The sequence below is a fragment of the Pseudactinotalea terrae genome (assembly GCF_009733845.1).
Lineage (GTDB): Bacteria > Actinomycetota > Actinomycetes > Actinomycetales > Beutenbergiaceae > Pseudactinotalea > Pseudactinotalea terrae.
This window is the reverse complement of the sequence record NZ_WNXZ01000001.1, coordinates 1,098,971-1,123,179: the sequence shown is the minus strand read 5'-3', so window position 1 is coordinate 1,123,179 and position 24,209 is coordinate 1,098,971. Positions and strand designations below refer to the sequence as shown.

The following is a 24,209-nucleotide window of genomic DNA, read 5'->3' as shown; positions in this document are numbered from 1 at the left end:
ACCTCTCGGTCACGGGCGCGCGTCGACGGCGCGCCTCCTGCTGTCCCTATGGCGGGAAACGCTCACCAGGTGTCGGTCGGGGCAGGGGAGGCGGTACGGACGGGACGGTGCGCGGGCAGCAGCTTGGCCAGGGCGGCCACGACCTGCGGGTCAGCGGCCCTGCCGGTCCCGACGGCCCGGGCCAGGGAATCCCCGGCGATCACGCGGGCGCAAGGGATGCGCAGAAACAGGGTGCGGACCGTGCCACGCTTCGAGCTCGGCCAGATGACGACCAGCGGGGTCAGCACCCGGGCCTGGACACCGTTGGCCTCCAGATGGGTGCGGACCTTGTCCACCGCCATCGCCATGGTTGCCTTGTCGGCGTAGCTGAACCGCTCCCGGCCGCGGAAGGTGCCCAGGCCCGGCAGCGTCCAGTACCGGCCGGGCTTCCACTGCTTGGAGTCGATGAGCAGCACGTCACTCCCGCGTACCAGCGCGTGGTCGATGTTGGCGCGCGAGCCGGGGATGGTCAGGTCATGCAGCACTGTCGGGCCGCCGGGGGTGCGGGCGATGGGGTCGAGCACCGCAGCGGTTCGGAGCTCGCCGGCGTGTCCCTGACGGGCGACGTCGGCGTTGGCGGCCCACTGGTTGCGTCCGGCCTCCAGTCCACCGCCGGGGCGGCCGATGACCTGGCCGGGTCGACGCTGGCTCACCCGAGCACCACCACGGCGCCCCAGATGACCAGCCCGATGCCCAGGCCCGCGATGAGGCGGCCACCGACACGCTCCAGCCAGGAGTCGATGTCGCGCCCGTACTGATCGTTGCTGTCATCGGCTGCCATGACCTGTAGATGTGCGGCAGACCGGCCGCACCGCGCCGAGAGGGCGTTGCGGGGGCGAGAGGAACCCCCGCAGGCCAGGTGTGCCTGCGGGGCTCGAGGGGTGGGTCAGATAGCCGGGCTGAACTCGATGAGGATGCTGCCGGTGCTCGGGTCGTTGTGGGCGTGCACATCCAGGGTCGCGGTCGTCCAGCTGCCGTCGATGTAGCTGTAGAACTGGAGCTCCATCTGGCCCAGGTCCCAGTCGAAGCCCTGCTCGGTGACGGTCAGGGTCTCGGTGCTCGGGTCGAGGGGGCCGTTCGGGAACAGCACCCCGCTCTCGCGGGTGGCGCCGGCCCCGATAGAGGAGTAGAGGCCGCAGGTGTTGGTGGCGTCGGGGAGCATGCACTGGTCCACGGCGGCGAGCACGTCGGCCCGCAGCAGGTCCTCGGGGGACAGGTCGAGGTCGGGCTTGTCGATCGGGTCGAGGATCGGGTCGGTCCACCCCTCGTCGGGCAGCGGCAACTCGATCGGCGGCTGCGGCGTCTCGACATCCTCGATCGGGGACTCGAGCGGTGGCGTCCCGTCAAGGTCGATGATGAGGTGGTAGTCCTCCTCCCCGTCTTCGACCGGTGACTGCGCGGGGCCGGCACTCGGGCTCTTGCCGAACAGGTCCCTGTCTTCGGTGTGCCAGCTCGCCGCCGGGACGGTCGTGCCCGCACCGGATGTGGTGACCCCGTCGAGGTCGACCGGGTCCTTCCCGGCGGTGGCGGGCAGGTCGGTGCGTGACACCTTCTCCTCAGCTCGCTCGGTCATGAGGTCGTCGGCGAGGTGCTCCAGAGTGTGGGGGAGCAGTGCGCGCATGGCCTGGACCGCGGTCAGGGTCACGCCGCGGATCATGGCGGGCCGGTCGGGGACCTCGCTCACGGCGAGGGGGTAGCTGCCTGGGCTGGCAGCGGCGGTTGCGACGAGGCTGGCGGTGGTGGCGCCGAGAGCGACCAGGGCGATGGTGGTGGCCGCGGTGAGCTTGGGCAGGTTCATGACAGGTGGGTGTTCCTTCGATGGGTGCCGGATTTTGTTGGCAGCGTCAACTATCCGATGGGCCACCGTCTCGGCGGTACCCGTTTAGCCTGAGTCGTGGGTCACACGGCTCACACGACCGCCAGATTCCGCCGATTCACCACACTACGTCTGGTGTGTTCTCCGCCACGTCGGCGGTGCGGGCAGCCCTCGTCGCGGTATCGATCCGCATCCGTTCGCACGGGCGGGTGACGCCCACCACACCGCGGGCTGCCTCAGGACGCTGCCCGGAGAACCGGGTCGCCCGCGACGGCGGCGGCACCGGCAGCCCCGCCCAGCCGTTGGCCTGCATGAGCACCGGCCACAGCGCCGGCGCGTTGCTCGCTGCCCGCAACCAGTGCGGCGTGCCCAGCAAGGTGGCGGCGTTGTCGATGACGGCCGTCAAGGCGGCAGGGTCGCGTGCCTCCAGCGGGGTGTCGATGACGTCGAGCAGGCCGGCCCGCTGCCACCGGTCATCGGCCGGACCGGACGGGCGGTCGACCTCCAGGGTCAGGAACGCGCGCGAGACCGTGCCCGGTGCCGGGAACCACTGCGACCACGACACCACACCGAACCGGTCCGCGACCCGGTCCGCCCCGGTGCCGGGGAACTGCTTGACCACCTGCGCGACTGCCTTGTACACCTGCGACCGCACCGTCGGGCCCGACCCGTACCGGTAGTCACCATCATGGGGTGCGGCCTCCACGAACAGCACTGTCAGCCCTGAGGTCGCCAACGGACGTTCCACCAGCAGCTTGGCCCAGCGGCGCACCTTCTCCTTGAAGTCGGGGCCCGCCGAGGCGGTCAGCTCCACTGCGATGCGCAGACCGTCACCGCGCACGAGCGTCACATCAGCGGCGCGCTCGTCAGCGACCTCCGTCCGGCCCAGGCCGGTGCCGGCGAGCAAGTCGATGGTCGAGAGCTTCTCGCCGACGACGGTGCCGATGTCGCAGAACTGCGCGACCCGTAGCCCGAGCTCGGTGGCCAGCAGGTTGTGCCGGTCGAACTGGCGGCGGAAGTCCCACGGGCTGCCACCGGTGACCGCGACCTGCTGCTCCCAGGACAGCGCCGGTGCCACCTCCTTGTCGAAGGCGTCCGAGCGGGAGGGCCGGTACAGCGTCGAGCGGGCGGTCGCCGCACCGGGCAGCAACGCTGAGGCGAACGTGCCACGGTCGAGCACCCCGAGCGCGAACAGCGCGACCAGCGACCGCGGGTCCGGGGAGGCCAGGTGCTCCCACCCGGTGATGGCGGCCAGCTGCTCCACCGAGACGGTCCGCCACTGGTCGATCGCGGCCAGCGCCGCCAGCCGGGCACCGAAGTGCCGTGAGGACCGCACCGCCTCCCGTGCCTCGTCGACGCTCATGTCCAGCGAGCGGGGCATCCGCGCCAGACCCGAGGTCTGCTGGGTGCGGGCCAACTTCTGCGAGACCCACAAGGCGCTCGACCCCTGAGTCCACATGCCACCCCAGTACGGGTCGAGCCGTTCCGCCGCACCCCACCCGGGTGTGCAGCCACGGTCGGCCAGGTCGACCATGCGGACCCGTTCATCCTCCCATCGGGTGGGGGAGTGCTGGTTGCCCGGGGCGACGGCGGAGACGCTCACCAGATCGCCCCACGCGAGAGGGTGGCCAGCTCCCCGTAGCCCTGCTCGAGGGAGAACGTCGACATGTCCGCCTCGAAGTGCGGCGCCGAGAAGGTGCACGCCGAGACCCGACGCTGCGCGACGTTGGTCCGCAGGATGGCGTTGAACCGTGGCAGGTTCACCACGTCGGCGGCCGTCCACGCCGAACCGTCGACCGCGGCATCGGTGGCGACCTGCTCGGCGACGGTGGCGTTGTCCTGAGCGAAGGTCATCAGGGTAGAGAACGACATCAGCGCCATCCGCACCTGCGGGTCCAGCTGGTCGGGGTACTGGGTGGCGAACACCGGGCGGGCGCCGTAGGAGCGGCCCTGGTTGCGCAGCCACACCAGCACCTCCGGGGAGGACCCGGCCAGCAGGGCGAGCTCGTCGGCGAAGATGGAGGTGAACTTGCCCTGTTCCTGCCACCCGGCGCAGGTCCGCTTGATCGCCGACTGCAGCCCGTACATGAGCATCGAACCGACACAGTCCGTCAACGTGTCGTCGACCTGCAGACCCGACCGGGTGGTGCCGGTGTTGATCACGACAACGGAGTGGTCGGTCAGCACCTGCGACCAGGACCGCTTGGTGCGGGCAGGGGACCACCACATCTCGGCAGCCGCGATCTGGCGGACCTTGTTCGTGGCCGACTCCAGCATCGAGCGTCGCGCCGCCGGGGTCATGTCCTGGAACAGCGGCACCAGCTCACGACGCGCCAGCTGCAACGGGGACTCGGGGTCCGAGCCGTTCTCGGTCCGGACCGCCTCGGCGATGATCTCCGCAGCCAGACCGGTCGCAGCGCTCTCACCTTCACCGCCGACCAGGACGAACGCGTAGTACACCGGGGAGGCGTCATGACGCACACCCGGCACCTGCGAGGCGATGGTCGGGGTGACCGCGAGAGCACCGGTGAACAGCTGGATCAGGGCCGGGTAGGCACGGTTGCCGATGGCCTCCTCACCGAACGCGTACCGCATCGCGTTGACGAAGAACGTCGCCTTGTCCTTCACGGTGCCGGGCACCTGGAACAGGTCGATCGCCGGGGTGTCCGGGTCGGCGACCTCCACGAGCACGGGCCGCTGACCGAGCATGGTTCCCCACTGCTCGTACATGACCGCACCGTCGGCCTTGGACTCGAACGCGATCAGACCGTGCGCCGCACCCGGGAAGCCCTCCACGTGCGCCGGGTGCCGCCGCTCCAGCAACGACCACGCGAACAGCGAACGGACCAGCTGCGACTTGCCCGACCCGGGCCGGCCAAGCAGACCAACCCCGTACAGCATGTCCTCGGCCGACAGGTACACCTTCGCCCCGTCGGCCCCGACACCGACCAGCGGTCCGATGCGTCGCGTCAACGTCGAGGGGGTCGCACGGGCCGCGGTCGAGGACTCGCCGGAGGTGGCGCCGGCGTGCGGGGCGACCAGGCCGGTCACGATCTGCGGCCCGACCAGGAACCCCGTCCGCGCCAACGGGTAGGAGCCCGGGACGTGCTTGGCGGGGCTGTCCTTGGGGGTGATGGTCCGTGGCCCCCGCCACCGCACCTTCCACCAGGGGCGGTGTGCACCGCGGAGCCGGCCGGAGGCCAGCGCGGCACGGGCGCCATCACCTGGGGCACGTAGCACCCCGAAGGCCCACAGCGTCGCCAACGCCGTCAGCACGACACCGCCCAGGTCACCGATACGGGCCCACGGCAGCTGCGGCATCCAGTCGGTCTGGATCGCTGCCAGCCCCCACCGGGCGGCACCCCACAACACCAGACCCGTACCCACCGTGGCGAGCACCCGCGCAGTCCTGGACGAGGGCACCACGGCGCGCGTCTTGACGTCGAACCCGGGCAGCGCCGCACACACCTGCCCCAGCAGGAACCGCGCCGAACGGGCCGAGCTCGAACCGACCCGGATCGTGATGACCGTGGCCTCGGTGCCGATGGAGTGATGGGTGGGGGACTGGGTGCCCAGGCGGTCGGCCAACCATCGCCGGTGCCGGTTCCGTTCGCGCGAGGACGGCGCCCGCATCGTGACCGCCGCCCAGTCCCCAGCCGACATCGCCACCGACATCGCCCGCGCCGCCTCAGCCATGTCGGTGCCCTGCAGCGACTCCCGCGACGCCGCACCGTCCGGGTCGATCACTGCGGTGGCGATCGTCGAGGCCTGCGTCAGGTCCGGCATCTGCTCCATCGGGACCGCGCTGGCAGCCACCGCGGAGGCCAGGTGCGCCACCGCGGTCTCCGACTCGGTCGTCTTGGGCAGCAGCGCGTACCCCGTCAGCTGGTCCCCGGTGCGCAGCATCAGCAGCGTCCCGCCACCGAGCGCACCGGCCGTGCGGGCGAACTGGCCCGACCGGGAGGTGAAGGTCGTCGGGTTGGGGTCCATCGACCCGGCCCGCTCCAGTCGCCAGGCCTGCATGGGTGTACGTGTCCTCATACCAGTCGAACATGCGCCGGAACCCGCGCAGGCCGCCCGAGCAGGTTCGGGGGAGTAGCCCAAGCAAGGACCGCATGCGTCGGACTTGCCGGGCCGGTAACCCCCAAGGAAGGCCGGCGCGTCGCGCCCGCAACCCTCCCCTGCCTTTCGGTCTCACGCCTTGGGGGCGTTTGTCCTTAGGGTGCGGGTCGGCCCCGAGTTGCTGCGTGCCGTCATCGTGTCGTCTGCTCGTTCCTCGCTGCCGTCGCGTTGTCGGCTTGGTGCAGCGACTGTCCGTGCGCGCCGCCTGGGGGCGTCGTGCCCGGTCACCTGTTTCGGCGCTGGGCGCCGGCACAGGTCGGGGGTGCTGGGTGGTCCAATCGCAGGGGTGGTGTTGTCACGGTGTCGTGACGTCGACGTCACGTAGACGCCACGCCCACGGGTCGAACACCCGTACGTAGTTTCGAACAGGTGTGCGCACCCACCGGGTGTCGTCACGCCCACGTCACGCACTCCGCAAGCCCGCGGACCGGTCACATCGCGACCCGCTCCCGCACCACCACGTGGACCCCGCACGAACGGGACGAACCGGACCGATCAACGTCACGGCACCGTGACGCCCCTGGCGACCCGCACGCACCCGCCAACCCCGCACCCGCCGCACCGCGCAGCGGTGCCACAACCCCGCCACGAACCGTCACGCCCGCGCAGCGCCCACGCCCCGCCCCGCGGGCCCCGGGCGCCGCGCCTCCCGTACCCCCCGCGCCGCCCTCCGGCGGCGCAGCCGACGCAGCCAACACCACGCCACGACACGCCCAACACCACGCCCAACACCACGCCACCACCAGCGCGAAGCGCCAAAGCGACCGACCCGACCGAGCGCCAGCGAGGAAGGGGAGGGAGCTCATTAGAGGGGGTCTGGGGGAGGAGCGCCGGCACCACCCCGCCAGCAGCCAGCACCGGGCAGGCAACCAGCTCACCGACCCCGTCCGGCTACCGCCGCTGGCGGCTCACCGGCCGGTGAGCGTGCGACGGCGGGGACACGCGCGGTGTGCCCTCCCCGCCGCCGACGAGCAAGCCCTACATCCGGTTGCGAAGCTGCTTGACGCTGACCGAGGACATCGCCAGCGTCGCGTTCGGCGACCATCCCGGCTCACGCCGGTAGCCGTACCCGGCACCGATCGCGGCGGCGATCAGGACGCCGTTCTCGATGTAGGTGCCCATCGCACGCTCGACGAGATGCTTCAAGCTGTAGCTGCCGACGTTGGGGTTGACCGTCTTGCGCGGTGCGACGTTGGCTAGCAGCCAGTCCCGGACCCTGGCGACGTCGCGCGCGCGGCCCCGCAGCTCCCGGCGCCACCCCGCCATGCGCGCTCGGCGCTCGTCCATGGTGCCGCCGTACGCGCCGGGCCCGAACCCGTTGAGGTTCAGGTGCGGCTCGAGCGTCATGGTGACGGCGAGCTGGCGATCATCCTCGTCGGCGTGCAGCAGGTCGCGCCACGAGCGGTACCCCGCCTCGCGGGCCACCTCGTGCTGCATCTGCTGCAGCGTCGGAGGGTGGGCGGTCCCGGCGCGCGCCGAGCGCAGCTGGGCCTTGGCGCGGTCCTTGAAGAAGCGGACGGTGTCCATCGTCATCTCACGTTTCTGGCTCGGTCACCGTGCTCGCATGACGGTCGAGCCGAAGGTCGTGAAGTGACGGATCGTTCTGGCTCGGTACTGCTTGTGGACTGGCGAAGCCTTCGCGCGAGCTGCCGGCATGTCCGGTGCCGTGGGCCGAGCGTATGCGCGCGCCGCAGTCTGCACAAGGAGGTCGCGCCGCGGTGGCAGCTACCGCGGTTGCGTGCTCGGGTCGATGTCGGTGGTGACCTCAGCGCGCATCGCCGCCGCGAGCTCATCGACCCGCTCCACGTTCGCCTTCGCTGACGCGACCATCTCCGGCCGGAAGCGCTCGCCCCTGGGCTCTCGGTAGTACCGAGCAGTGGCCTCCGCGCGGGCCGAGATCGATACTCGGACTCGTTCGGCGGCGTCCAGGACTTCCTGGCCTGCCACCAAGTAGAGGTCGTCGAGCGCGCTGGTCAGCACGATCGAGCGCGACAGGAGATGCTGTGGGAACTCCATGATGGTGGACGAGTCGGCGGGGTGGTACTTGAAAGACCGCAGGTCCGACAGCAACCGGGCGTAGATCACGCGCCGCTCGGCGCGCAGCTCGCGGGCGAATGCAGCGGCCCGCGCGTCTGCAGCATCACGTCGGCGCCGGCGGCTGTCGATCCACTGCCACAGCCCCGTGAGCACGGAGCCGATCCCGACGCCGATCACCGCGCCCCAACCTGAGTCCATCCGCGAACGGTAGCGGCACCGGCCGCGCAGCCAGAACGTGCCGCACATCAGGAGTGCATGACCCCCGACATTACCGCCGACCGTGACGTGCTGATGCTTGCCGTGCTCGGCTCGACCGCCTACGGGCTGGCCCACGCCGACTCCGACCTCGACCGCCTGGGCGTCTTCGTCGCACCGACCGATGAGGTGCTCGGCCTGAACGGCACCCAAGCAGTCGACCAGAGCGTCGTGACCCACAACCCCGACGTGAGCCTGCACGAGGTCGGGAAGTTCTGCCGCCTCGCGCTCAAGGGCAACCCGACCGTCTCCGAGCTGCTGTGGGCCCAGCGGTACGAGGTGCTCACCGAGACCGGTGCCCAGCTCGTCGAGGCCCGTCAGGCGTTCCTGTGGACGAGCGCGGTCCGTTCCTGCTACGGCGGGTACGCCCTGTCACAGGCTCGCCAGGTCCGCAACCAGCAGCTCCGCACCGCCAAGGCGGCCCGGCACGCCGTGCGCCTGCTCATGCAGGGCACGTACCTACTCACCGAGGGTCGCCTCGTGCTTGACGTCAGCGAGCACCGCGAGCACCTGTTCACCATGGGCGAGCTGGCACAGACCGACCCGCAGGCGTTCCTGGACCGGTTCGAAGCGGACCTGGCCGCGTTCGACGCCGTCGAATCCGTGCTGCCCGACCGTCCCGACACCGAACGGGTCGAACGCATCCTGGTCGAGCTGCGCCGCGCCCGATGACCCGAACGGAGACGACATGAGGTCCGAGGAGGGTGCCGTGCTCGGCACCGACGGCCGGCTGCCGGTCGTGGAGGTCAATGGGCTCGAGCCCGGCGCACCCGGGTGGGATCGCGGCCACCTGCGGGCGCTGCGCCGCGCGCAGGTCGTGCTCGGCATGCTGCGCGCCGCCCGCGTCACCGGCGACGCGGCCGTGACCACGCTGCCGATGGGCGCACCGCTCGGCATGGGCCGCACCCAGGTGCAGGTCACCACCCGCGCTGGTCTGATCTGGGTGGTGAGGTTCGCGTCCAACGCTCGCGGCACCCTGGACGGTCCCGCCACCATCGGTGTCCCCGCCGCCAGTGCCGCCGCCCCTGGTGCGTTCCACTTCGCCAGCATCAACATCGATGAGGACGACCCGCCGCACCGGGTGCGCGAGGAGCTGGTCGACACCCTCGGCGCCGCGCTCGCCCCGCAGGTCTGGCTGGACACCACGACCGACCTCGGCAAGGCCACCAAGGTGCAGCTCACCAAGGCCGACGCGCGAGACGCCACCGACGGGTGGATGCTCAGCCTGCGCACCCCGCTCGGGTACCTGCTCATCAGCATCGGCCGCCACGGTCAGGTAACCCAGATGTACCAGTTCACCGGCAACCAGTGGGTGTGCGCCGACGGCGCCTTCGGGCGGTTCCTGCGCGTCGAGCTCGCCGCATCGATGGGCGTGGCGGACCTGTCGGAGGTGTTCGAGCCGTTCGCGACCCGGCTGCGGCAGGAGGCGGACCGGTGGTCCGGTGTGCGGGCAGCGGCACGCCACCTCGCCGCCCGGCACGCCGCATGACCACGCCCACCCCGCTGGACCCGGGCGCGATCGAGCAGGAGCACCGACTTGTCGACCACAGACACCCCCGCGACCCCCGAGCCCGCCGACGCCGACCGGGCCCGCGCCATCGCTCTGCACCCCGCCAGCGGCCGAGCCCAGGCGATGCTCGCCCACCCCTCCAGCCCACGCACTCGGACCATGCTCGGCCACCCGTCCAACGGCCCTGCCCACACGACCGTCTGACCGGCCGCGCAGAGCTTCGCGTCCCTGACCCGGTGCGATTCGGTCCCGGTGCCGCACATCAGGAACCAGGAGGACCGCGCCGGCACCGTGCTGGCCGGCAAAGGGTTCGGGAGGACCACAGCATGGGCGCCAAGACCATCAACTCCACTCTCAAGCACACCAACGGACGGTCGCTGCCCGTGCTGCTGACCGCCCTCGCCCTGGCCCTGGTCGGTGTGGGGTCGGTCGCTGTCGCCGACGGCGCCCAGGCCGGGCCCAAGGCGATCGGGGAGCACGACATCGAGGTGACGCAGATGCCCACACGCGGCTTGGCGGACCAGCTCGACCGCCCGGTGAAGGGTCGCGCCGTCGTCATGGACGACATCAAGGGGTACCAGTCGCAGCAGCAGGTCGAGGTCCGTAAGGGCATCGCCGAGGCCTGAGCACGACACGCCAGACCTGCCGGGCACCTCGGCGAGCTGCCAACATCAGCTACCGATCGGCGGTGAGCTCCCGTCCATCAGGTCTGCGCCTTGCCCGAGACGACCACCGGCGAGGTCAAGGGCCCATCTGACCGGCACACGGGACGGTACCCGTAGCGGAAGTGTCCACCCGGCCGCCCCGCAGCGGGAGTTGCTCGGTCATTCGCAGACGATGCCGTCGGAGTCGCCGTCGCGGTACCAGCCGTACTCGAGGTCGACACCGCTGACGTAGGGGCCGTACCCAGCGGCCTTGGCGTCCTTGCAGGACCCGAACCGCGGGTCGGTGTCCCCATCGGTGGCGGGAGCATGGGTGCTGGCCTGCGGGGTCGGCTCCTGAGTCGGCGCCTGGGTCGCCTCAGGACCGCCGAGGTCTGCTGTCTCACGTTCAGCGACCGGTTGGTCAGGGCACGCTGCGAGGATGCGGGTCATGGCCTCGTGCTCAGCCTGGGTGACCCACAATCCGTAGGTGTGCTTCACGGTGACCTGGCGGGCGACGTAGGCACAGCGGAAGCTCTTGTCCGGCGGCAGCCAGGTGGCGGTGTCGCCGTCGGCTTTGCCGGCGTTCAGCGGCCCGTCGACGGCGAGCAGGTTCAGCGGATCGTTGCCGAACTCGCGCATGGTCTGTTCGTCCCAGCCCTGGGCGCCCTTCTGCCACGCGTCGGACAGTGCGACGACGTGGTCGATCTGGACATCGTTTGGCGCCTCACGGTCGAAGGAGATCACCTCCCCCGAGTAGGGGTCGTTGAGGACGCCGGTGAGGACGACGCAGCCGTTGGTGCCGGGCTTGATCAGGATGTCGGTCAGGTCGCGGCGCAAGATGTCATTACGGATGTCGCAGCCGTTGCGGTCGTAATCGTAGGAGCGGTACTCGAACAGATCGCGGTCGTACCCGGACTTGGGTGCCCGTCCGGCGATACGCAGCTCGGCGAGCAGCGCGAGCGCAGTACCCGCCTCAGCGGTCGCGGTCGGCTCGCTGGCAGGGGCGTCGGTGACCTCGACGACGGCTGGTTCGACGGGTGTCGCATCGCTGTCGGGGCTGGCCTGTGCGGTCTCACCGAGGGCGGCGCCGCAGCCGGTGAGCAGCAACAGCCCAGCAAGGGTGCCGATAAGCCCCTTGCTGTGGCGGATGGCCTCGGCGCGGCCGCCCGTGGTTCTGGTCAATGTGCTCTCCTGTCCGGCGACATCGTGACCGATGGCACCGACAGCGCCGGCATGCGACCCGGCGACTCCAGCCACCGAGGGCAGTGCGAGCCCATTGGGCCGGACCGGATCGTTCGTCGACGATGGGAGCGGAACCGCTACGACGGTGACAGACCCCGGGGCCGGCCCACAGGTGTGCGGCCCCGACCACCGGCCATCCGCACGGACGGCGTCGCGTCAGCCAAGCTCGATACCGAGGTCCGCGGCGCTGGGGAACTCGTACCCCTCAGACACCACGATCCCGCACTGCTCCACGACCACCTGCTGAGCGGCGCGGACACCCTCCTCGGAGCGGATCGCTTCGCGGACCTCGGCGCCCATGTCGTCGACCCGGTCTGCCTGGTTGCGGATACGTTCACTTTGCTGCGCCCAAAGCTCGGCCCGTCGTTCCGCGCGGGCCTCCACCAGCTCGTCGTAGTTCGCGACCTTTTCGCCGACCTCGTCGAAGATTGGGCCGAGCTCGAGGTCCAGCTGCGCCTCGATCTGGTCATGAGCCGCGCCGACGGCGGGGAACTTCTCGTTCACCCGCGAGGCCGCCTCGTACTCGGTGAACAACAGCATGAACATGACGGTGTCGCTCTGGTTGTCCAGGCTGGCGACGTACCGCTCGCAGGTCTCGGCGATGTTCTCCGCCTCGAGATCGATCGTCGGGTCGGGCAGCTGTAGCCCGGTGCCACCGGTGACCTCACCGGTCCGGTAGTCGAAGTCCTGACCTTGATCAAAGGCGACGTCCTGGCGGATCATCCATTCCCAGCCGGCGTGGAAGTCCGGTTCGGGGGCCCGCTCGAAGAACCCTTGCCCGGACAGCCACCCGGCGATGCCGGCAGCTCCGGCCAGGACGGTCACGCCCGCGGCGATCACGATGGTACGGGTGGTGCCTGCCATGGTCTCTCCTGCTGCGTGGGTGGTACCGGTGACCTTAGAGCCTGGGTCTGTCAGGTGGAGCCCTACGCAACGGGTGCGGAGCTTCGCGGTGCCGCACATACGGACCTCATGAGCGACAACCTGAACACGGCAGCCCACCGTCTCGACATCCCCGTCGGCACCAAGGTGATCACCTCCCCGCACGTGCAGCGCCGCTGGGCCTCCCGCATCATGGTGGTCGTGGCGCAGCCCAAGAGCGTCCGCGGCACCTACGTGCTGCGGTGCCCGAGCACCGAGGAACGGGTCCGGATCTCCTCCGACGCCATCAGCATCTACGACGGGGAGCAGGAAGCCGGTCGTGACCTTCGAGCGCGGCTGGACGCGCCGGCGCCGCTGCACGCCGGCGTGGTCGCCCGCGTCACCGGCGTCCGTGGCATTCCCGATGGCACCCTGGTGGTCTCGCTGGGCCCGGCCCGCAACGAGCACCAGACCAAGGTCGCCCGCCTCGGCGGCGACAGCGGCCGCTACTGGACGGGCGTGCCCACCGAGTCCCTGACCGTGGTGACCGCGACCGTCAGCGACTGACCCGCCTTCCCGGCGAGCGGGCGCCTGGCCGTCATGGGGGCGCCCGTTCTGCATCCCCGACGAAGCGGGTCGCTGATGACTCATTCCCGCACGAACAAGCCGAATATGCGGGTTGTTCGTGTCCGACGGGCAACGCGCATACTTGGCAGAACCGCGAGGGGTCGGCGCCACCAGGCACGCGTGGTGCGCGCGGGTCAGAGGGTGCGGAGCACCTGCGCGAGCTCGTCCTCATGGACCGGGGCGTAGCCCCACACGTCGACACCGACGTTGACCTGCCGGTCGCGCACCTTCCACAGGTGATGGACGTGGCCGTGCACCAGCGGCAGGGGACCGGGCCGGGGGCGTCGCGAGGCGTACCGGTCGCCCTCGAAGTGGTCACCACGCGCAGGCAGGTGCGAGAGCACCACCGGGATGCCGGCCACCTGGGCACCGGTGACGATGCCCGAGCTGTGCACCGACGCGAACCCCCAGTCCAGGTACTGCCCGACCAGGCGTTGCGCCTTGAGGGCGCGCTTGGGGTCGGGGTGGCTGGTCCAGCAGGCGTCGTGGTTGCCGGCGACCAGGTGCACCCGGCCGTTGAGCCGGCCGATGACGGCAGCCGCGGCCGTGGTCTTCATCGCGACATCGCCGAGCAGCCACACGTCGTCCCCGGGGGCGACACGGGAGTTCCACGCCTCGAGCAGGGCCTCGTCGTGCTGGGCGATGGTCGCGAACGGTCGCCCCGGTCCCAGATGCAGGATGTTGGTGTGGGAGAAGTGCGGGTCGGCCGAGTACCAGGTAGCCATGGTGCGGGTCCGTCTCGTGCGCGGGGCGCGCCCGACGCGCGCCCCTCCAACATCTGAATGTGCGGCGTCATGGTGTCGGGTGCCCGGCGTAGGGTGGTGCTCAGAGCTCTCCGTGTGCCGCACATTCGGGAAGCAAGCGACTTGCACGCAACCCACGAAGGGGCTGTCATGACCGACATCGACCTCGCCGCCGAGGACCAACACACCGCCCGCACCAAGGCCGTCGCCGACGCCCTCGGCCTCCCCGTCAGCGACGACGGCGGCGGTGCCTACGTGCGCGTCGTCGAGCGCGCCGACGGCAACGGTGTCATCGTCTACACCCCGCACCCGGGTGACCTGTCCGAGGGCGACTCGGCCGCGTGGCGGGTCCAGGACGAGGAGTCGGGCGAGGTGGTGCCCTCTGCTCTGGTCGCCGGCGACGACGCCGACCAGGTCGCGGCCTGGGTGCGCGACCAGGTGGCGAACCTGCCCAGCTGAGCCCACATTCTCCTCGAAGGGGCGCGAACCGGTCACGGTCCGCGCCCCTCGACGTGTCTGTGACCGGGTGCCGCGCGCGGCGGCGTGCCGCACATGAAGAAGGCATGACCGACGAGCTGAACTACGCCGCCCGCCTCGCTGCGGCGACCACCGTTCAGGGCCTGGACCCCGTCGTGGCGGCCCTCACCGACCTCGGCATTCAGATCGAGGTGGAGGACACCGGTGGGCTCACCCTGGCCGCGGTCGCCCCGACCGAGGACGGCGTCGTGGCCATCACCCACGAGGGCGTCGACCTGGAGGACTTCACCTACTTGGTGGCGACCTACCGGCACCCGGCATGGGTGGAGGGCGGCGAGCCACTGACGATGCGTTCGGTCACCGGCCTGGACGTCATCGCGCGCGAGGTCGCCGCCGGGCTGCAGCTGCTGAGCACCACCCGCTGACAGCAGCCTGCCGCACATCGAACAGCCATGAGCCATCAGTACCTGTACCTGCTGCAGACCAACACCGACCTCACCGAGGGCCGCGGCCACAGCGCCGCCATCATGTTCCTCGAAGACCTGGACACCGCGATCGCGCGATGGCGGTGCGCCGGCGTCCAAGGCACCCCGGCCGGTGCTGACGTCCTGCTGGTGCAGGTCGATGCCGACCTGCCCGATGACTTGGAACCGCTCGCGTCTCGCGTCCCGGTCGTCGTCGGCGACTACACCAACTTCCTGGGGCACGCCCGCGGCCCCATCCCCGCCACCACGCAGGTGCCGTGGCCGGCCGACAAGCAGAAACGGTTCCGTCAGCTGGCGGCCAAGCACCCCGACCTGGGCTCTCCCGAGGTCACCCCGCTGGCCGCCACGTTGCCGGCACCGACACGCGGCGCCCTGCGCGAGGTGTACCTGCTCGGCGTGACCAGGGTCGAACGCACCGGTGTCTTCCAGGCCGCGCGGTTCGACGTCCTGTCGGTACATTCCACCGTCGAGCGCGCCACGGACCGGGCCGCCGACCTCCGGCAAGCCGTCCCGTTCCAGGGCGAGCAGACCTCCCGGGATCCGCTGCTGGGCATCGTCGCGGTCCCCGTCGGGGTCACGTTCGGTCCGCTGGTGCACGGGATGCACGGCGGCGCCCGGGCCGTGTGGGCCGAGCAGCATCCGGTAGCCCTGGCCGAGCGTGCGGAGCTGACAGCGATGCTGGCCGAGCTCGAGCGGTGATCTCAGCCGGTCAGGTCAACCCCGTGCACGGTGGTGACGATCTCCTGCGCCCCGTCGGCTGAGCGGACCCGTACCTTCACGCTCGAGCCGCCTGGCCACGCCGCCACCACGGTCCCGGTGTGCTCACGCCCGTACCGGGCGAACCACACCTGGTCACCGGTCGTCAGGTCACGCTCGGCCAGAGCGGCGGCCGATTCAATCTTGCGCTGGTGCCGCCACTGCTGCAGCTGGGTAGGGGAGCGGTCGGCATGCCGGGCCGGGGTGGCACCGAAGATGGCGTCGTGCGCGAGCCGGTCGGCGACCTGGGTGGCCACCGCGTCCGCCAGGTGCGGGTAGGCGGCGACGATAGCCGTGCCGGCGGCCAGGAACGCCTCGGTGCTCTGGGTGCGGTCGTAGTCGGTGTGCCGGTGCCGCAACGTGTTGACCGCCAAGGTGTCCAGATTGGCCTCGGTGACCCGGGCCCGCGGGTTGAACCCGGTGACCGCCGTGGTGATGTACGCCTCGAGCTCCTCGCGTGTCAGGTCCGGCAGGTCCACGTGCAGTCCCTGCCGGCACTGGTCCTCGAAGATGCCCCGGGTCAGATGGACCGGGGCCCCGACGGCCCGCAGCGCCTGCTGCAGCGCGAACGACCCGACCATGACGTAAGCGCCGTCGGTGGCGCCCTGCGCGGCCTCGGTCAACCGGTCCAGCATCCGACCGATCGTGGCCCGGCCGGGCAGCCGGCTCCGGGTCAGCTGACCCCGCAGCCAGGTGGCGACAGTCGCATACACCCGCGCGGCTGCGGACACCTCGGCGACTGCCCGCTGGTACAGCTCGGCCGGAGCCGTCTCCTCGCACGCGGTGGCAGCGCGGCGGAGAGCTTGCTCCTGCCAGGACTGCCCGGTGATGAACCAGTCACCGGCGCCCGCCAAGGCGGTCTCGATGCCGGACCGCTCCACCAGCGCGATGATGGCGGCTCGGCCGCGGGCCACCTCTTCGAGCATCCCGGCCGCGCGGTCGCACATCCGGGCAGCGGTGGCCGGCATCGTCTTCATCGCGGACAGCTCCCGCAGCGTGACCGCCTCGAACGCGGCACCACCCCGCAGCAGCCACAGGTCATCCAGAGCCACCGACAGTAGGGGTAGCGAAATCTCAGCACTCATGCTGTTCTTTATGTGCGGCGCGACACGCCGCCGGTCTCATCTTCTTACGCCACAATGGCAGATAGTGTTCCGTGTCTCGTTTTTCCGCACATCAAGGGCGCATGATTACCAAGGACGGGGCAGAAAGCCCCCACGTCACGCGGCTGCTGCAGGTGGCCGCGTCGTTGACGTTCGATCAGGTGACCGCTTTTCACCGGCGATGGCCGATACCCGGAGAAGCGATGCCGGACACCGCGCTGTTCTTCGTGCCCGGGCGAGGCGAGCTCGCCAGTGCCGAGTACCTGGAGGACCTGCACGGTCGCGCCGGGGCTGCCGTAGACCTGCGCGCCCTCGAGATCGGGCAGGACCCGCTCGGTGTGCCGTGGGCGCACGCACGCGCGGTCGCGCAGGTCACCGCGCTCGCCCTCGCAGCACGTCCGGTCGGCCGGGCAGGGGATCGCAACTGGTACCTGGCCGTCACCGATGACTGGCGGGCCGTCATCGGTCTGCCACACCCGGACGACATCGGGTGGCTGAACGAGCACGACATCGCCGATCTCGCATCGAGCGGCTGACCACACCGCCGCCGATCGGATCAGGCTGGGTACAGGCAGAGCGCGTACCCGGCGTACGGCTCAGCGAACACACCGATGCCTGCGAACTGCGACCGCAGATCCCACGAGACCTCCAGCGCCCAGTCATACGGGCCGCCCTCGAGCAGGATGGTCGGGGTCGGCTTGCCGGGCCAGTCCCAGGTCGGGTGCAGCCACGGACCTTCGGCGCGGTTGGCGGCCTCCTGCCCGGTGGGGGCGGGGCCGTCGTGACCCATCTTCGGGCCTAGCCACGCGGCGACGAGGTCCAGGGCGCGCTGCTGCTGGTCAGTGGTGAGGGTGTTGGTGGTCATGACGTTTCATGTGCGGCATCGCGGCGTTCTGTGCAGCAGCTCGGCGCGAACCCGGGCGCCACGGGGTGAGCCCGCACGCGCGGGAGGGTGAGACCGGCGGCGCGCGGGGGTGCCGCACATCCGGCCAGGCATGAGCACGTACGACCCAACCGGTGCCAGCTGGGTCCGTCTGGACCGGCTGCTCGCCTTGGGTGACCCGCTGACGCAGGATGTCTGGGGGTGCGGCCCGGTCGGGCGGGGCACGGTGCTGACCGAGCTGGACCGGCCGAGCACGTGCGAGCACGACGACCCGGTGCCGTGCCGGGCGTGCGAGGCGCGCCGCATCGCCTGGTTCGTCCGGCATGGTGTCGACCCGCGCGACCCGCACCCGATCGCCGTCGACATCGGGGTGCCCTCCCCGTCCTCCTCGCCCCCGTGGCCGGTGCTGGACGGCAACCACCGGGTCGCGGCCCTGACCGTCCTCGGAGCGCAGCTGGTGCCCGTGGTCCTGTACGGCGACATCGACGCCGCGATCGCATGGTTGACCAGCGAGGACTCGTTCATCTGACCGGGAGCCGCTGCCGCACATCCGGAAGGTATGGACCGACCTGAGAGCGACACCGCCGCAGCCCCCGTCGCGAGCCTCAAGCGCCGCCGCGAGCGGCTCGAGGTGACGGCCACCCTAGGCGTCACCGGTTTCGGGCGCCTGAACATGGGCCGCGGGTACCCGGTGACCCTGGAGTCGGTCACCGTGACCGCGGTCGAGGACAACGGTTCGCGGTCGGTGACCCTGACCGCCCGGGGCCGAAACGAGTGGGGCGTTGCGCAGTACGGCACGTGGTCGCTTCCGCACCCGAGCACCGCCCACTCCTCCGACCCCTACAACCCGTACCACGGGTTGGTCACCGAGCTGCCCCAGCCGCTGCTCGAGGCGGTCGAGGCCGCGTCCGGTATCCGGTTCGCTGACTACCAGGAGTCGCAGCGGCCGTGAGCGCCCGCCGGTACCTGTCCCCGTTGCGGTACCCGGGCGGCAAGGCCCGCATGGCCGGCCGGTTGGCAGACATCTTCGCCGGGCAGGTCTCGCTGCTCGAGGTCGAGGTGTGGATCGAACCGTTCGCCGGTGGCGCCGGCGCCGGGCTGCACCTGCTGGAGACCGGTGCGGTCAGCGAGGTCTGGCTGACCGAGAAGCACCCGGCCCTGGCAGCGATGTGGGCCACCGTGCTCGCCGAGCCCGAGCAGCTGGCACGCCGCGTCGAGAGCACCATGCCCGACCTGGACCTGTGGACCGCGTCGCTGGAAGCTGTCGGCGCCGCGATGGACGGCACCTGGGCGGGGGAGCGGTTCGAGCTGGCGTTCGCGGCCCTGGTGGTGAACCGGTGCTCGCGCTCGGGGATCGTCGCCCCTCGTGTGGGACCGATCGGTGGCAAGCAGCAGAGCGGGCCGTGGACCATCGCCTCACGCTGGAACGGTGATGGCCTGGCGAGCCGCATCCGGCACCTGGGCACCCTGGCCGGCCGCATCCGGTTCACCGAGGGTGAGGCGGTGACCACGATCGCCGACCTGGACGGGTCCGGCATCGAGGAGGAAGTGATGCTGCTCGTCGACCCGCCCTACCTGCGCGAGGGCAACCGGCTGTACGCCAACGGCATGACCGAGGTCGAGCATCGCGAGCTCGCCCGCGTGCTCAACGCCAGCCCGGCTCGGTGGCTGCTGACCTACGACGACGAGGACGTGGTCGCCCAGGTGCTCTACCCGCACCGGCGGGTGCTGGCCTACCAGATCCCGAACACCGCGAACCGGGCCCGCATCGCCACCGAGCACGCGGTGCTCTCGGACAACCTGTGGCTGCCACCGGACACGGTGCTGCTGCCGGGCTCGAGCTCGACCTGGGTGCGGCAGTACCCGATCGCCGCCTGACCACCCGCTGCGCCCCCGGTACCCCGTCTGGGGCCGACCGGGGCCCTGGGAGGCGTTCTCGACGGAGTTGGGCCGCCGAAGTCCGTCGGGCCGTCGCGCCGCGGGGAGCGTTTGCGCAGGTCAGAGGGGGTGGACGGAGAAACGGACGGACGGAGCAACTTCAGGGGGTCCCTATAGGGGGCTGTGTGTGTGTAAGAAGTGGGGCTGCGGTTTGCACACACAACCCCCTATACACGTACCCTGTTTTTTGCTCCGTTTCTCCGTTCAAGAGAGTATTCATCTCTATAGAGGCCCTCTGACCTGGGCCTTCACAGAATCTTCACAACGGAGTTGGGCTCGGAAAACTCCGTCGAGCTCCGTCGGAGCCCCGATCGGGGAGCGTTTGCGCAGGTCAGGGGCGGCTTCGGAACTCCGTCCACTCATTGGATGGGTTTGCGCCGGAGTGCATAACTATCCGCGATGCGGCTGAGCCGCACGGCGCTGCGATCCAGACCGGCACCTCAGCGGGGACCTCACGCAGGAGGTTCGTCAGGGCTGAGAGCGGCCGCACAACACGCCCAGGAACCGGCCAACCTCGACCCTGCCGCCGGGGTCCCCTAGCCTCGAAGGGACTGCACACCGGAGGATGAGGGGGCAACCACCAATGGCCAGCAAGACCGTCGTCGAGCTCATCGACGACCTCGACGGCACCGCCGCGACCCAGACGATCCGGTTCGCCGTCGACGGGGTCAGCTACGAGATCGACCTCAACGATAAGCACGCCGCACAGCTGCGGGAGGCGCTCGAGAAGTGGACCAGCCACGGTCGCCGGGTCGGTGGACGCCGACGCGCCGGGCACGCCGCGACAAACGGCGCGAGCAGCCATCGGGACCTGGCCGCGGTCCGCGAATGGGCCAAGGGCAACGGGCACAAGGTCTCCGACCGTGGCCGCGTCCCGCAGGCCGTGCTCACCGCCTACGACGCCGCCCACTGACACCAGCCGAAAGGGCCGGCACCCGTGAGGGGTTGCCGGCCCTTTCGTGCGTCCTGCGGGGGTCAGACCGAGGCCAGCTCCTCGGGTTCGGGCTGCGGCTCCACGTACTCGGGGTGGGTGAACGACTTCACCGTCACCTCCGAGGACGCAGCGGCGCACACCGTGCACGCCGAGGCATCGCCCCGACCCTCGCAGGTGGTGCGGTGCCCGGACTGCGCGTGCTCGAGCGCCGCCTTCCAGTCCAGCGTCTTGGACAGCAGCAGCGGACCGGTCAGGTCGGCGATCACCACGGTCGAGTCCTCGTCCTCGAAGTCGAAGACCCACAGCGGCGCATCAAGGGTGCCGACGTTGCGGCTCCTGACGACCACGGGCAGGCTGCGCGCCAGCGCGTAGGCCTCCAGCAGTGCGTAGGAGCAGGCACGCATGCGTTCGTCACGATGCACGGAAGGAACCTCCGAAGCCGGGTAAGGGGGTGGTGGTCCCTGTCCTGATGTGCGGCACACCGGTCCGCGCCGCACATCCGAACCTCATGAGCGAGCAGCGCGAGAGCGACCAAGCAGCGAGAACCCACGGGCAGGACCTGCCGCGGCGGGCGAACGCCAACGGTGAGGTTCCTCGGGACGCGTGCGTGACCGTCGAGGATCCGGTTCTCACGCAGCTTCTGCGCCTGGCCCCGCGGTACGCCCCCGGCGAGGAAGGCGCCGCACGGGTCGCCTACGACGTTCACATGCAGACCCGCCCCGGCGATCTCGAGCCCGACGAGCACGGCGGGGTCCAGGTCGCCGCCGTGGTGTGCGAGCTGCCCGAGGCCGAGGTCACCCGGCGCATCGAGTCCGGCCGTAGCGCCGTCAAGCGACACAAGCTCGAGGTCTACCGGACCGACGCCACCGGGACCGCCTACGTGATGCGCGAGTCCCACCTCGTCGTGGGTCACCCGCGCGGCTCGCGCAAGGTCTACGCCTCCTGGCGCACCGTCAGCTGGCGGCGGGTGCGGGTGCTGCCCGACGGGCGCTGGCTGCGCACCAGGCGTTACAGCCGTGGCGCCGGGTACACCAGCGAGCACCTGTACCGCGACGACACCGAACCCCTGCTGCGGCTGCTGCTGCCCGCCCCAGTCGACGTGGCGCACTACGCACCGCTGGCGCAGTGCCTGTTCGAGCTCGACACTGACGCCGCAGGCACCCCCACCCGGGTTTACGGCCCGCTGTTCGTTCTGTCCGCCTTCGCCGGCGCCGCCGACATCCCCACCCTGACCCGGCAGCTGTTCGGCAAGCGCGCCTACCGCAAGGACCTGGCCCGCAGCCTGGGCCAGCTGCTGACCCGTGACGACGCCGCCTGCCGTCGCGCCGCGCTGAGCCAGGTCCTGCTGGCATGGGCGGTACGCGGCCTGGTCCCGGTGGATTGGCAGGTTGCGCTGCTGCGCGGGCAAGGAATCACGGCCCACCCGGGCCAGTGGCCCTCGGCCGAGCACATCGTCGGGCTACGCCGGCACCTGCGCCAGCTGGACCAGCGGTCACTGCGCCGCCTGGTGCTGCACACCGGGAACGTCCACTGGGCCTACCTGCGGGACATCGCGATCGCCCCGCCAGTGCCGGGCCTGACCAGGGTCGATTCCTGGACGGACCTGCACGACATCGTCCTGCCGCCGGGTCTGCCGGGGCGTGAGGTCACCAGCGGCGCGTGGGCCCGGGCCGCAGCCACGGACTTCGCCGTCACCAAGCCGACCAGGCTGCACCGCGAGCTACCCGGAGTCACAGCCGGTGGGCGCACCGTGCTTGTGGCGAGCACCGGCACCCAGCTACGCGAGTGGGGAACCGCCATGCGCCACTGCATCGCCACCTACCAGCTGCGCCTGTGGCGCAAGACCTCGCTACTGGGCGCGGTCCTGGACATCGATGGCTCCATGCTCGGCAACTTCGAGGTCGAGCTCACCGGCGACGGGTCCGGGCGGCTGGTGCAGCTGCTCGGTCATCGCAACACAACTCTGCCCGAGACGGTACGCGTCGACGTCGAAGCCCACCTGGCCGGCCGCGGAGTCCTTGCGGACACCTACCTTGGAGGTCCGCCCCGGACGGTCGGGCACGACCTGGCCGCCTGAGCCGGGGCATCGTGTGCGCCGCACCGGCCCGCGCCGCACATCCGAACCCTATGAGCGAGCAGCGACAGGTCGGACCGCCACAACGGCACGAGCGGCCGGTGCGCATCGCGCGGTACACCGACGGCACCCTGGTGCGCGAAGGTGACCGCATCCGGTATCACCAGGCCCCGGGCGGGATGCTTCCCCATGGCGACTGGCGCTACGGCATCGCAGCCCGCCAGCGCGCCGCCGACCCGACCGACCCCGAGCTCTACCTGCTCGAGGACGGCCGCCTGTACAACCTCGTGGGCCACGTCGTGGAGCGGGCCGACCGATGAGCGCCCTCTCACCCACCGCGCAGGAGCGGGCCGACGCGCGCATGGGAGCTCTCGCCCGCATGCTCACCACCTGGGCGCAGGAATCGCAGGCGCGCCGGGATGCCCTGTGGGGCGCGCTCAAGGTGGGCGACCGGTTCGAGAACCGCGGCCGCGGCTACACCGTCCTGGAGGTCGACCTGGAGCACACATCCGTCGTGATCCGCTGGGACGACGATGGCACCACGCAGCAAGTGCACCGCGATCCGTCCTCGGGTCGCCGCCGAGAAGGCCAAGCGGCAGACGGGGGGCGAGGGATCGGGCTCCGATGAGGACCACTGACGCCAACATCACCGACCCGGACGACGAGTGTGCACGGACGAGTGCCGCGAGGACTGCATGGCCGACCACCGAGGCGAGCAGCGATCATGACTGCTGAGGCCACGGCATCCAAGACGAAACCCGCGAGAGACAGGATCCATCGATGAGCGAACGCACGCCGAGCATGGAGCGAGTACGTGAGCTCTTCTGCGACGGGCTCCTGTTGCACGAGGGGATGGATTCCGAGCGCCCCGCACGCCGCGCGGCCTTCGATCGGGCGATCGCTGCCGAGTTCGCCAAGCGGCAGGCGGACCTCGCTGACCGCCTCGATCGGGCGCTCATCAACGTCGCCCAGGGTGGGCACTACGCCGATCTGGTCGAAGACGCGGCGAACATCGTGACGGAGCTGAGACGTAACCGTTGACGGGCACCAGGCGGGAAACGTTGGCGACGCGACCGCGGCCCGGTCGGCTGAGCTGGGTGCCGCACATACGGGCAGGAGACCGTCCCGGAGGAGTCATGGAGCTGCCCACCTTGTTCCCACCCGTGCCGCACCCGCGCCGCAGCCGGCACGGACCTGACCACGCAGGGCAGCCCGGCCACTACCTGGACCACCCCGACCGCGACCTCAACCGCATCCACGTCTTTCGCCAAGGGCAGCAGTGGGCGACCTTCATCCCGTCGTGGCGACCGGAGGCGTTCGAGGATGACGGCCACACGCTACGTCCACCGTATGGGGTGGTGGTGCATGAGACCCGGGCCGCTGCCCAGGAGTATGTGCGTGCGCACCTGGCGGGTCCCGAGCACGCGGCCGACCTGGCCGAGGTGGACCGGTTGCGCGAGCTCGGCGGACCGGGGTACGTGCGCCGCCTGACCGACGCCGACCGGCACGCCGGCCGAGTCCGCCTGGAAGACATCACCGCGGCTGCGGCCTGGAACCGGCTGATGCGTCTCTGACCACCGCAGAGGTGTCCAGAACTGTAGCGACAGCGCCACAGTTGTGGACATGGACGTCCCATGCAGCGGACCCGATCGACCGACCGCCC

At 70.7% G+C, this 24,209-nt stretch carries 31 protein-coding genes; 18 read left to right on the top strand and 13 right to left on the bottom strand.

Translation table 11 applies throughout. From position 1 onward, the window contains the following. Positions 1–62 precede the first annotated feature (62 nt). The 7 genes from GPA03_RS05460 to GPA03_RS05435 form a co-directional block, all read right to left on the bottom strand. Entirely contained in the window at positions 63–692 is a 630-nt protein-coding gene (locus GPA03_RS05460; protein WP_162458264.1) for a nuclease-related domain-containing protein, read from the bottom strand. Then, positions 689–820, bottom strand: a complete 132-nt coding sequence (locus GPA03_RS23005; RefSeq protein ID WP_277754905.1) for a hypothetical protein — start codon at positions 818–820, stop codon at positions 689–691. Before GPA03_RS23005 ends, GPA03_RS05460 begins: the two co-directional genes overlap by 4 nt. Positions 821–925: 105 nt before the next feature. Further along, entirely contained in the window at positions 926–1,837 is a 912-nt protein-coding gene (locus GPA03_RS05455) for a hypothetical protein (RefSeq protein ID WP_156250899.1), read from the bottom strand. Between the two features lie 136 nt (positions 1,838–1,973). Continuing rightward, positions 1,974–3,458: a hypothetical protein gene (locus tag GPA03_RS05450; RefSeq protein ID WP_156250898.1), complete on the bottom strand. Its 1,485-nt coding sequence runs from the start codon at positions 3,456–3,458 to the stop codon at positions 1,974–1,976. Next, positions 3,455–5,896 (bottom strand): type IV secretory system conjugative DNA transfer family protein, encoded by a 2,442-nt coding sequence (locus GPA03_RS05445; protein ID WP_156250897.1) that lies wholly within the window; start codon positions 5,894–5,896, stop codon positions 3,455–3,457. Before GPA03_RS05445 ends, GPA03_RS05450 begins: the two co-directional genes overlap by 4 nt. A gap of 1,059 nt (positions 5,897–6,955) precedes the next feature. After that, entirely contained in the window at positions 6,956–7,510 is a 555-nt protein-coding gene (locus GPA03_RS05440; protein ID WP_156250896.1) for a hypothetical protein, read from the bottom strand. A 192-nt stretch (positions 7,511–7,702) separates the two neighbouring features. Further along, positions 7,703–8,212 (bottom strand): hypothetical protein, encoded by a 510-nt coding sequence (locus GPA03_RS05435; protein WP_156250895.1) that lies wholly within the window; start codon positions 8,210–8,212, stop codon positions 7,703–7,705. A 57-nt stretch (positions 8,213–8,269) separates the two neighbouring features. Here GPA03_RS05435 and GPA03_RS05430 point away from each other — a divergent pair, with 57 nt between their 5' ends. The 4 genes from GPA03_RS05430 to GPA03_RS05415 all read left to right on the top strand — a co-directional run bounded on the left by GPA03_RS05430 (position 8,270) and on the right by GPA03_RS05415 (position 10,405). Continuing rightward, on the top strand, positions 8,270–8,941 hold the full coding sequence (locus GPA03_RS05430; protein ID WP_156250894.1) for a nucleotidyltransferase domain-containing protein: 672 nt from the start codon (positions 8,270–8,272) through the stop codon (positions 8,939–8,941). A gap of 16 nt (positions 8,942–8,957) precedes the next feature. Beyond that, positions 8,958–9,758, top strand: a complete 801-nt coding sequence (locus GPA03_RS05425; protein ID WP_156250893.1) for a hypothetical protein — start codon at positions 8,958–8,960, stop codon at positions 9,756–9,758. Between the two features lie 48 nt (positions 9,759–9,806). Next, positions 9,807–9,983 (top strand): hypothetical protein, encoded by a 177-nt coding sequence (locus tag GPA03_RS05420; RefSeq protein ID WP_156250892.1) that lies wholly within the window; start codon positions 9,807–9,809, stop codon positions 9,981–9,983. Positions 9,984–10,105: 122 nt separating this feature from the next. Next, a complete protein-coding gene (locus GPA03_RS05415; protein ID WP_156250891.1) occupies positions 10,106–10,405 on the top strand; it encodes a hypothetical protein in 300 nt (99 codons plus the stop codon). A 198-nt stretch (positions 10,406–10,603) separates the two neighbouring features. Here GPA03_RS05415 and GPA03_RS05410 read toward each other — a convergent pair whose 3' ends face one another. Together GPA03_RS05410 and GPA03_RS05405 are read right to left on the bottom strand one after the other, a co-directional pair. Beyond that, positions 10,604–11,605: a GmrSD restriction endonuclease domain-containing protein gene (locus tag GPA03_RS05410; protein ID WP_156250890.1), complete on the bottom strand. Its 1,002-nt coding sequence runs from the start codon at positions 11,603–11,605 to the stop codon at positions 10,604–10,606. 216 nt (positions 11,606–11,821) lie between these two features. Continuing rightward, positions 11,822–12,529, bottom strand: a complete 708-nt coding sequence (locus GPA03_RS05405; RefSeq protein ID WP_156250889.1) for a hypothetical protein — start codon at positions 12,527–12,529, stop codon at positions 11,822–11,824. Positions 12,530–12,637: 108 nt separating this feature from the next. Here GPA03_RS05405 and GPA03_RS05400 point away from each other — a divergent pair, with 108 nt between their 5' ends. Then, positions 12,638–13,093, top strand: a complete 456-nt coding sequence (locus GPA03_RS05400; RefSeq protein WP_156250888.1) for a hypothetical protein — start codon at positions 12,638–12,640, stop codon at positions 13,091–13,093. Positions 13,094–13,287: 194 nt separating this feature from the next. Here the strand turns inward: GPA03_RS05400 and GPA03_RS05395 are convergent, their stop codons facing one another. After that, positions 13,288–13,878 (bottom strand): metallophosphoesterase, encoded by a 591-nt coding sequence (locus tag GPA03_RS05395; RefSeq protein ID WP_156250887.1) that lies wholly within the window; start codon positions 13,876–13,878, stop codon positions 13,288–13,290. Between the two features lie 168 nt (positions 13,879–14,046). On the opposite strand from GPA03_RS05395, the gene GPA03_RS05390 reads away from it, so the two are divergent. From GPA03_RS05390 to GPA03_RS05380, 3 genes are all read left to right on the top strand, one after another. Continuing rightward, on the top strand, positions 14,047–14,355 hold the full coding sequence (locus tag GPA03_RS05390; protein WP_156250886.1) for a hypothetical protein: 309 nt from the start codon (positions 14,047–14,049) through the stop codon (positions 14,353–14,355). Positions 14,356–14,459: 104 nt separating this feature from the next. Beyond that, positions 14,460–14,798 (top strand): hypothetical protein, encoded by a 339-nt coding sequence (locus GPA03_RS05385; RefSeq protein ID WP_156250885.1) that lies wholly within the window; start codon positions 14,460–14,462, stop codon positions 14,796–14,798. A gap of 27 nt (positions 14,799–14,825) precedes the next feature. Further along, the gene (locus GPA03_RS05380; protein WP_156250884.1) at positions 14,826–15,557 is read left to right on the top strand and encodes a hypothetical protein; all 732 of its coding nucleotides are present in this window, start codon (positions 14,826–14,828) and stop codon (positions 15,555–15,557) included. Between the two features lie 2 nt (positions 15,558–15,559). On the opposite strand, the gene GPA03_RS05375 is transcribed toward GPA03_RS05380, so the two are convergent. After that, positions 15,560–16,699 carry a hypothetical protein gene (locus GPA03_RS05375; protein WP_156250883.1) on the bottom strand — a complete coding sequence of 380 codons (1,140 nt, stop codon included), beginning with the start codon at positions 16,697–16,699 and terminating at the stop codon, positions 15,560–15,562. A 101-nt stretch (positions 16,700–16,800) separates the two neighbouring features. Here GPA03_RS05375 and GPA03_RS05370 point away from each other — a divergent pair, with 101 nt between their 5' ends. Then, positions 16,801–17,253, top strand: coding sequence for a hypothetical protein (locus tag GPA03_RS05370; protein WP_156250882.1), 453 nt, complete (start codon positions 16,801–16,803; stop codon positions 17,251–17,253). 20 nt (positions 17,254–17,273) lie between these two features. On the opposite strand, the gene GPA03_RS05365 is transcribed toward GPA03_RS05370, so the two are convergent. After that, the gene (locus GPA03_RS05365) at positions 17,274–17,582 is read right to left on the bottom strand and encodes a hypothetical protein (RefSeq protein ID WP_156250881.1); all 309 of its coding nucleotides are present in this window, start codon (positions 17,580–17,582) and stop codon (positions 17,274–17,276) included. Between the two features lie 130 nt (positions 17,583–17,712). Here GPA03_RS05365 and GPA03_RS05360 point away from each other — a divergent pair, with 130 nt between their 5' ends. The 4 genes from GPA03_RS05360 (at position 17,713) to GPA03_RS05345 (ending at position 20,451) form a co-directional block, all read left to right on the top strand. Beyond that, positions 17,713–18,129: a ParB N-terminal domain-containing protein gene (locus GPA03_RS05360; RefSeq protein ID WP_156250880.1), complete on the top strand. Its 417-nt coding sequence runs from the start codon at positions 17,713–17,715 to the stop codon at positions 18,127–18,129. Positions 18,130–18,159: 30 nt separating this feature from the next. After that, entirely contained in the window at positions 18,160–18,552 is a 393-nt protein-coding gene (locus GPA03_RS05355; protein WP_156250879.1) for a hypothetical protein, read from the top strand. After that, the gene (locus tag GPA03_RS05350) at positions 18,549–19,478 is read left to right on the top strand and encodes a DNA adenine methylase (RefSeq protein WP_156250878.1); all 930 of its coding nucleotides are present in this window, start codon (positions 18,549–18,551) and stop codon (positions 19,476–19,478) included. The genes GPA03_RS05355 and GPA03_RS05350 overlap by 4 nt, the downstream gene beginning before the upstream one ends. Before the next feature lie 643 nt (positions 19,479–20,121). Then, a complete protein-coding gene (locus GPA03_RS05345) occupies positions 20,122–20,451 on the top strand; it encodes a histone-like nucleoid-structuring protein Lsr2 (RefSeq protein WP_156250877.1) in 330 nt (109 codons plus the stop codon). A 62-nt stretch (positions 20,452–20,513) separates the two neighbouring features. Here GPA03_RS05345 and GPA03_RS05340 read toward each other — a convergent pair whose 3' ends face one another. Further along, positions 20,514–20,894 carry a hypothetical protein gene (locus GPA03_RS05340; RefSeq protein WP_156250876.1) on the bottom strand — a complete coding sequence of 127 codons (381 nt, stop codon included), beginning with the start codon at positions 20,892–20,894 and terminating at the stop codon, positions 20,514–20,516. Positions 20,895–20,980: 86 nt separating this feature from the next. Between GPA03_RS05340 and GPA03_RS05335 the strand changes: the two genes are divergently transcribed. From GPA03_RS05335 to GPA03_RS05315, 5 genes are all read left to right on the top strand, one after another. Continuing rightward, positions 20,981–22,549, top strand: coding sequence for a PcfJ domain-containing protein (locus GPA03_RS05335; RefSeq protein WP_156250875.1), 1,569 nt, complete (start codon positions 20,981–20,983; stop codon positions 22,547–22,549). 50 nt (positions 22,550–22,599) lie between these two features. Further along, positions 22,600–22,866, top strand: coding sequence for a hypothetical protein (locus GPA03_RS05330; RefSeq protein WP_156250874.1), 267 nt, complete (start codon positions 22,600–22,602; stop codon positions 22,864–22,866). Then, positions 22,863–23,174, top strand: coding sequence for a hypothetical protein (locus GPA03_RS05325; RefSeq protein ID WP_156250873.1), 312 nt, complete (start codon positions 22,863–22,865; stop codon positions 23,172–23,174). The genes GPA03_RS05330 and GPA03_RS05325 overlap by 4 nt, the downstream gene beginning before the upstream one ends. A 152-nt stretch (positions 23,175–23,326) precedes the next feature. Beyond that, positions 23,327–23,587 carry a hypothetical protein gene (locus GPA03_RS05320; protein WP_156250872.1) on the top strand — a complete coding sequence of 87 codons (261 nt, stop codon included), beginning with the start codon at positions 23,327–23,329 and terminating at the stop codon, positions 23,585–23,587. A gap of 95 nt (positions 23,588–23,682) precedes the next feature. Beyond that, positions 23,683–24,120: a hypothetical protein gene (locus tag GPA03_RS05315; protein WP_156250871.1), complete on the top strand. Its 438-nt coding sequence runs from the start codon at positions 23,683–23,685 to the stop codon at positions 24,118–24,120. Positions 24,121–24,209 lie beyond the last annotated feature (89 nt).